Below are 7,499 nucleotides of genomic sequence, written 5' to 3'. Positions count from 1 at the left end.
TCCTAAGTAAGGTGACTGGAAGTCCGTCTCTCTGTGCAGCCAGCTAACAATTCCGTTGCACACCGACTGTATGAAAATTATTGGCTAGGTTCGAGAAGTCGTCTGAGGCGGGTGAACAGGGTTGTTATGCGGCTGAGTTCTGCTTATTCTAATGCCTACCTGGGGTCGCGACAGGATAAGTGTAAAAACCTGCAAGATCAGTCTCAAAACCTCATTCTGCCGTGAGGCTTGCTCTCATAAAGGGTCAAGAATTCAAAATTCTCAAACTCTTCTGGCGTGTGTCTTTCAGGCTCATCTTGCATAATTTTACATGTATCCTGTCGCAACCCCTAGACAGTCTGTTGCTTCCTCCATCGACCGATACTCAAGCCACGCTCAACCTCCTCAAGTCGCCTCCTAAAAGTGCCAGGCTTTCCCATATCGTCAGTTGCAAGCTAAATTTGACCAATTAATGTCATTTGGCAATGCAAAGCGAAAACTGCGACTGGAATCATAACTTTGCCGTTGCTGGAACCATAACTCTGCCATAAACATCCCCGAAACGCCTATTTCTACGATAGGCGTTTTTTGACGTTTTGCAGCATTGGAACCATAAGTTTGCCCCCGGCTGAAATTGGAACCAAAAGGCTGCCGTTGGGCATTCACATCGAACATTCGGACATTAAATGTTGCAGTCATCAACCCTTCCTCAGATTAAATTGACAGCCTAAAAACTGTTTTTATTAAGAGTTGAAATTTCTTAGCCTCACAACGACATCTAGTCGTTTCGCAAATTAGAAGTTGCAGAGTTGATTCCACGAACTAAGGAGCGTTTTTCATTGAAAAAATCTTCACAAATGAGGCGTTGTTTTGCTTGGCGTTTCCATGTTTGTTTTAGCGATCGCTCTCTTGCAATAAAAGGCAGTCGCTAATTACTATTCTTCTTTATTGGAACTAGAAGCGTTAGGGGGCTACTGATTAGTCATCAACTATTGTTTCGCTAATGCTATAGTCTTCAGGATCTTCGCCAATTTCACTCACAAAGGAGAAAGAACGAATCAGGTTGAAGATCTCGTGGGTCATATCTTCTAGGGTGAGAGCAGATGGCAAGATGGCGGTTTGTAAGGTATCGTGTTTGAGTTTATCTAACTCACGTTGCAAGTAGTAATCGCCCTCTAGTAGCTGATAATGTCGGAAGAAGTCACGCAAAGGTCTTTTTAGGTGGAGCTTTTGCGAGGTTTTCTCCGCTTTTTCAGGGGTGCGCTGCTCTTCAAAACAAGTTTCGATATTGTCGAAAATGCCACGCATAAGATGGGGATAACGACTGGAAAGAGCTAACAGAGCTAGAATGGACTGCTGTACTTGAGGGCTTGGTTTCGCCCCACGTGTACGACAGACAATCTTAAACAGTTTATAAACATTGGTGAGGCGTTTGAGGGTACGAGGTGAGAGGTTTACTTGTTAGCAGCAGGCAAGTAGCATATTGAATTCTTGACGGCTGAATTCACTGAATTTCGCCCCACCTGTAGCACTATCTTGAATTACAACTTGAGAGCGCAAGTAGCTTTCCAAGGTATCTGCCATGATGGGGCGGACCCGATAAGGCAGTTGGATAATTTTTTCTAGATAATCTGTGCCGGAAGGACGACCACGTCTTGAGAGGACGCCCTCATAAAATTTTTCAAGAGCTCGAGTGATGTAGCGTTCATCAATGGCGAGGACAGCAATGAAAAGAGGGGTTTTAACCAAAAGTTGAACGGCTTCGAGAACTTGCACAACACGATCGGGAGGACAGCGATCGAGGTCATCAATGTAGACGACGACACGAGCTGGACCCCTAGGGAAAATTTTCTGAAGTTGTTCAACTTTCCACTGGAATTCTTGACTGGCAGCAGCAGGCGGCAACAGCCGTCTGCTCAGTTCTGCAAGATCACCTTTGACTTGTTGCATCAGTCCCAAATGCTTATCATAGCCTCCTGATTGAATGCGATCGCTCACAAAAGCTTCTAATGATTCATAAACATTTTCAGGAATGCGCTGGCGTTGAGCTTCTACTTTTGCCTCAAGAGCTTTGATTTCAGTTTCAAGTTCAGCAACTTCCTTAACTCGTTCAAGTTGAGCTTGAAAAATTTGTTCACGTCGCTCCTCTAGTTGCTTGGGAATAGTTTCTAGTTGTTTTTCATATTCTTTGAGAGCTAGATTAGTTTCCTCAAACCACTTCTGAGACCGCTTAAGTAAAGCCTGAGCACTAGCAACACCAGGGGCGAGAGGAGCCAGAAACGCAATCAGTTTTGGGAAAAAGGTATCCATGGTTGGCAAGAGCCAACTTAAGACCCAATCTACACTAATCGGTAACAGTATGGAGAGAATCAAAAAGCTTGAGAGTACGCCAAATAAGCGTAGATTTTTCTGGAACCAAGACAAAAAGCTGTGAAAGCTAATTTCCTCGTAACGATTCTCAAAAACCTTGGTAGCAGCAACCTGAACCATTAATTTAAGGTGATCTATATCAATAGGCTCTGCCATTTCTGCTGCTACATCGCTGTTGAGCTCTATTTTCACTTGGCCGCTAATCTCTCGATTGAGCCGTTCGAAGACAGGTTTACTGATGCGATTGGACAAAAGGATAGAGACTGGTCCTGTTAATTTATTAATTAGCCTGTTAATCGTATCGTTATCAACTCTGCTTCTGATAGCTTGCTTTTGTTGCTTCAGGACATTTTTCTTATTTTGCAATTCCTTTTCAAGCTTCTGGAGTTGCTCATTTTCTTCTCGATAGCTTGCCCCTAATTGCCGCCATAACTCGTCGCTAAATTGACCCTGATTGCGAATTTCCTTAAATTGCTTCAATTGTTCTGGGCTTAAAACTCGCTCTAGAAACCACCGCCGATCTTCCTCACTAGCCTCATAGAGCACTGACCAATATTGACCGTTTTCGCACAAAACCTTTGCTCGTGAGGTAGCATCTTCAGGATTTTCAGCTAAAACTTGAGCGAGTTGTTGTTCAAGGGAAATTTGACGATCTAGCTCAAAAAAGATGGTCTGCATCAAGCTAGCCCAAAGATCTGATTTGGCAAATGTCCAAGCATCAAATTTTATCTGGTAGATATGCCCAACATAGGGGGAAAGTTTTTCGTTTCTTGGATCAGTGTTCCAAGCTTCAGTTTCGGCAACTGAACGGCTCCGCACCCTAGTTATATGAGTATGCATAAGATGCATAATATAAGATTTCCCACCACCCCATCCCCCCAAGATACCTATGGTCATAGGGGGAGTTAAGTCACGCATTAGCAGTAGATCGGAGAGGGCGTTGATTTCATCTTGGAGATTGAGAAAATCTTTATCTTCAAGAGATTCGTTACGGAGACTGCCGCCTTGAAGAGCATTGCGGTAGCTTCTAGCAAGTAGGTAAAAAGCACGTTCCCAAAGATTATCAGTAATGGGACAACCAGATAAATGTTCACGGTTGACTTCGCGATTAATTCGCATTGGTAAATGAGGCGCAAGAGAAAATAGGATTTCCCTCCGCTCAAATGGATCTTTTATTCTCTCAGCAATATCAATAATGTCAGGTAAAATTTCTGGCACTTCTACAGCTAGGATACTCAGTTGTTCAATACAATGAACTGGATTTTCTAGTGCTTGAGCAGCAGCTTTTGCTTCGATACGAAACTCAGGAAATCGGCAGGATAGAGCAATAAAGGCTCTGACGCGGTAGTACGGTTCCTGAATATCTCGTACTAAGTTTGCAGCTTCAAGAAGTTCAGTTTCTTGAAGGGAAGGAATAAGGCGTTGAAGGTATTGTGCCTTCAACGTAGAAGTATTTAGATCTCGAATTACCTGAATTGCCTGAATTTGAGCATCAGCCAAACCTGAATTAATTGCGATTTCGACCCATGCTTCTGCTCGTTGTCTCTTACTTCTAATAGTTTTAGCAAGGTCTACTGCTTCTAAGCACTTGGACGGAAGAAAACTATAAACTTTGATCTTAAGTAAAGAATCCTTCCCAAGTTCTTCAATAAATAAGTCTAACTTCTCATTAAATAAATTTGATGTAATTGAAATTGAAGAACAACATACTACAAGGGCATTCAATATTCTGATACGGCAGTTTCTATCTATAATTTGCTCAATGTTGCTTAGAAGAAATTCCTGTTGACTTTCTGAGAGCTTGGAAATAAGGGTAGTCAAGATATCAGACTTATGATTTTCGTAGTTCTGACCTATGATTTTTACCGTTAACTCAAAGGTTTTTTCTACTATCCTCTTTATTAATTCTTGCTCTTGACAGTTCTCATTAGAATTGACGTGTAATGTGTCTATACTTGTTGCTATTCTTTTTAAGACTCTAGCTTGAAACTCTGGGTGTTCTACTAGTTCTTGTTCAACATAATCTAGGATTTTGGGCAATAGATCTGTTGGCAAATAAGGAATCAAGTTTTCAATCACGTCAACTTGATGAATTGATGGAACTCCAATTACTTCTTGAACAAGACTAATTCCTCTTGAAAGTTGGTGGTTAGGTAAGTAGGGAATTATGTTAGCGAGCAATTCAGCTCGATACATATCTTGGTTAATTGTAGATATTAGTCGTAATACATTTGGAAAAAGCCCAGTAACAAACTGAAGTTGCGTTGCTAAAACACTAAGAAATTTTACTCTATCCGAATCTTGCTTAAAGTGTTGGACAACGTTGAGTACTGTTGACAGTTTATAACTTGGTAGGGAAAATGCTAACTCTTCAGGAAAATTAATCGCTATTGGTGCAAGTGCTTTGGCGGCATTTTTACCACTAAGCTTGAAGGATATTTCTAAAAAATCAGGAATTTGCTCTCTAGATAGCTGATTAGCAACAGCATTCAAAGCAAAAGCTTTTGCTTTTTCAGCTCTAATAGTTAATGCAATCTCTAGTGCTTGCTGAATTAGCACTTCCTCTGATTTAGGTAAGCGTGCTACGACAGCTCCTAGTGAGATTGAAGCAGCTCTCGATCCTTCATCCTCAATGTTTCTTGCTGCATCTAAAGTTTGTTGGAGTAGTTCTGATCCTGATGCTGGTAAGTAAGCTATTACTGCACTAAGTGCAGTAAATTTGAACTCTTCATCCTCAATATCTTGAGCTATATCTAAAGCTTGTTGAAGTAGCTCTAGTTCCGACTGTGGTAAGCGAGTTACAACGGCACTAAGGACATCAGCTTTAAGTTTTTCATTTTCAAAGCTTTGGGTTGTGTCTAATACTTGTTGAAGTAACTCAGTTTCTGAATCAGGCAAAAATTCTGCTAAAGCAGATAGAAGTTGTGCTTTACGTCCTTCGCTTTCAATACCCTTAATTGATATTAAAATATCAGAAATCACTTGGGGAAACTTTTCTGTAATAGAAAATAAAACTTGAACTCGCTCCCCTTCGTTTTGTATAGCTTGAGCCTCAGTTAATGCAACAGAGAGTGCTTCGGGTAGTTTGTCAGCTAACGCAATTAAAATTTGAACTCGAGTAATTTCATTTTTGATGGTAAGGGCTGCGTCTTGAATCTGTGGCAATAACTCGATCGGTAGTTTTTCAATTAAAGTGATCAAAACGTGAGCTTGTCCTGACTCATACTGGATACATCGAGCTTCAGTTATAATTAGAGAGAGTAATTCTTTAGGTAGCTTGTCTACTAATGTGCTCAGAACTTGAACCCGAGCAGTTTCATCTTGGATGGCACTGGCAATGCTTAGAATTTCTACCAATAAGTCGTTTGGTACTTTGTCTGCTAGCTTGATCAGAGCACGGGATTTTTGTAACTCATATTGTATGTCTTGGATAGCTTCTAGAGCGATAGGTATGACTTCAGGGAGCTTGTCAGCCAGCTCAATCAATGCATAAACCCGATGATTTGTATCCTCGATGGCTTGGGCTGCTTCTAGAGCGATAGGTATGACTTCAGGGAGCTTGTCAGCTAGTGCAAGCAGAGATCGGGCTCGACTACTAGGATATTTAATTTTTTGAATAGCTTCTAAAGCTTGAGGCGCTAGTGCTGGAGTTAATTTGTTTACCAATTCAGTTAACGCCATATCGCGAGGATCATCATAACGAATTGCTGAAGCGGCTTCTAATGCTACGAGAATTAGATCTTGAGAAAGTTTATCTGCCAATTTCCTTAAGAATTTGGCACGTTCATCCTCATTCTGAATATCTATGGCAGCTTCTAGAGCAGGGGGGATTGCTTCGGGTATTTTGTCAGCGAGAGTAATCAGTGTTTGAGAGCGATAGTTTATATCTTCGATAGCTTGAGCAGCTTCTAAAGCTTGAGGGAAAAACTTTGTAGTAAGATGGTCAGATAGCGCGATAAAAGCTTTAGATCGGTAACTTATATTCTCAATCCCTTGAGCCGCTTCTAGGGCAATGGGAAGTACATCAGGCGATTTACTAGCAAGGGTAATTAGTGCTTGAGCTCGATAGTTTATATCCTCGATCGCTTGGGCAGCTTCTAGGGCAATAGGAAGTACATCAGGCGATTTACTAGCAAGGGTAATTAGTGCTTGAGCTCGATAGTTTATATCCTCGATCGCTTGGGCAGCTTCTAGGGCAATAGGAAGTACCTCGGGCAGCATGTTGGCTAATGCAAATATAGTGTCAAATCTAGAGGCCTCATCCTTAATGTTTTGTGCTGCTTCTAGCGCTTGATTCAAAACTTTTGTACGGCTTGGTCCAAATAAATGAATAGCAACGTCTCTTAGCAAAAGTGCAGATGCTTTAGATCCTTCAGCATCTATACTCCTCACAGATTGAAGTGCTTGCTTATAAAGATTATTATTAGGCGTGGGCAAGTGGTCTGCAATAATGATCAGAACTTGAGCCCTAGACAACTGATTTTTAATGCCTTGAGCGATGTGTAATGCTCGACATAGAAGGGATTCCTCCCCTGGCAAATGGGATACTACAGCGCTTATCGATTGGATTTTGAATTTTTCATTTTGAAGTAATTCTGTAATATCTAATGCGCGGTAAAAGAAAGTTGGAGATTTTGGCAGATGACCTGTTATGTTACTCAATGTCAGAGTACGATACTCCTCATCTTTAATGGCTTCGACAGATTGAAGGATGCTATTCAACAGATCTGGAAATGATGAAGACTGCGGAGCAATTAATTCTAAAACCCTAGTACGGTTTGACTCGTCTGAAATTGTTTGGGTTAACGATAGGGCATAAGATAGTAACTTATGTGATTCATCCAAGTGTGGAACTATTACGCTAAGAACCTCAGCACGGGAAGAATCACGCTGAATTGACTCAGCTATTTTTAGTGCTTCTTGTAAAATCGTGAATTGCTGCTCTTTTTCTGGAAACTGGGGAGCGATCGTCGCTAATGTCATAGCACGATCATCCTCATATGAGATAGACACAGCACTGCTAAGGATCGTGGATTAAATAACCTGTAATTCTACCTTTTGCATTTGTACACTGGAGAAGTAGACGATGAAGCGGAAACTTAATGCAACCTTACCCTGCTCCCATTGAAGCTCAAATGCAACGGTACTAT

At 41.3% G+C, this 7,499-nt stretch carries 3 protein-coding genes; all 3 read right to left on the bottom strand.

Annotated elements, in window-relative coordinates; all coding sequences use genetic code 11:
• Positions 1-423: 423 nt before the first annotated feature.
• The 3 genes from IQ268_RS31540 to IQ268_RS31530 all read right to left on the bottom strand — a co-directional run bounded on the left by IQ268_RS31540 (position 424) and on the right by IQ268_RS31530 (position 7,332).
• A complete protein-coding gene (locus tag IQ268_RS31540; protein ID WP_193887363.1) occupies positions 424-678 on the bottom strand; it encodes a hypothetical protein in 255 nt (84 codons plus the stop codon).
• Between the two features lie 279 nt (positions 679-957).
• On the bottom strand, positions 958-1,287 hold the full coding sequence (locus IQ268_RS31535; RefSeq protein ID WP_193887361.1) for a hypothetical protein: 330 nt from the start codon (positions 1,285-1,287) through the stop codon (positions 958-960).
• A gap of 153 nt (positions 1,288-1,440) precedes the next feature.
• Positions 1,441-7,332 carry a P-loop NTPase fold protein gene (locus IQ268_RS31530; protein WP_193887359.1) on the bottom strand — a complete coding sequence of 1,964 codons (5,892 nt, stop codon included), beginning with the start codon at positions 7,330-7,332 and terminating at the stop codon, positions 1,441-1,443.
• Between the last annotated feature and the right edge of the window lie 167 nt (positions 7,333-7,499).

Origin of the sequence: Oculatella sp. LEGE 06141, assembly GCF_015207605.1 — a bacterium.
Lineage (GTDB): Bacteria > Cyanobacteriota > Cyanobacteriia > Elainellales > Elainellaceae > Oculatella.
Note: the sequence above shows the minus strand (reverse complement) of the source record. Positions and strands in the feature narration are given on the sequence as shown.

Bases quoted from the DNA above. Each gene is read 5' to 3' on its own strand.
- IQ268_RS31540 (WP_193887363.1), bottom strand. From the start codon at position 678: ATGACTGCAACATTTAATGTCCGAATGTTCGATGTGAATGCCCAACGG.
- IQ268_RS31535 (WP_193887361.1), bottom strand. From the start codon at position 1,287: ATGCGTGGCATTTTCGACAATATCGAAACTTGTTTTGAAGAGCAGCGC.
- IQ268_RS31530 (WP_193887359.1), bottom strand. From the start codon at position 7,332: ATGACATTAGCGACGATCGCTCCCCAGTTTCCAGAAAAAGAGCAGCAA.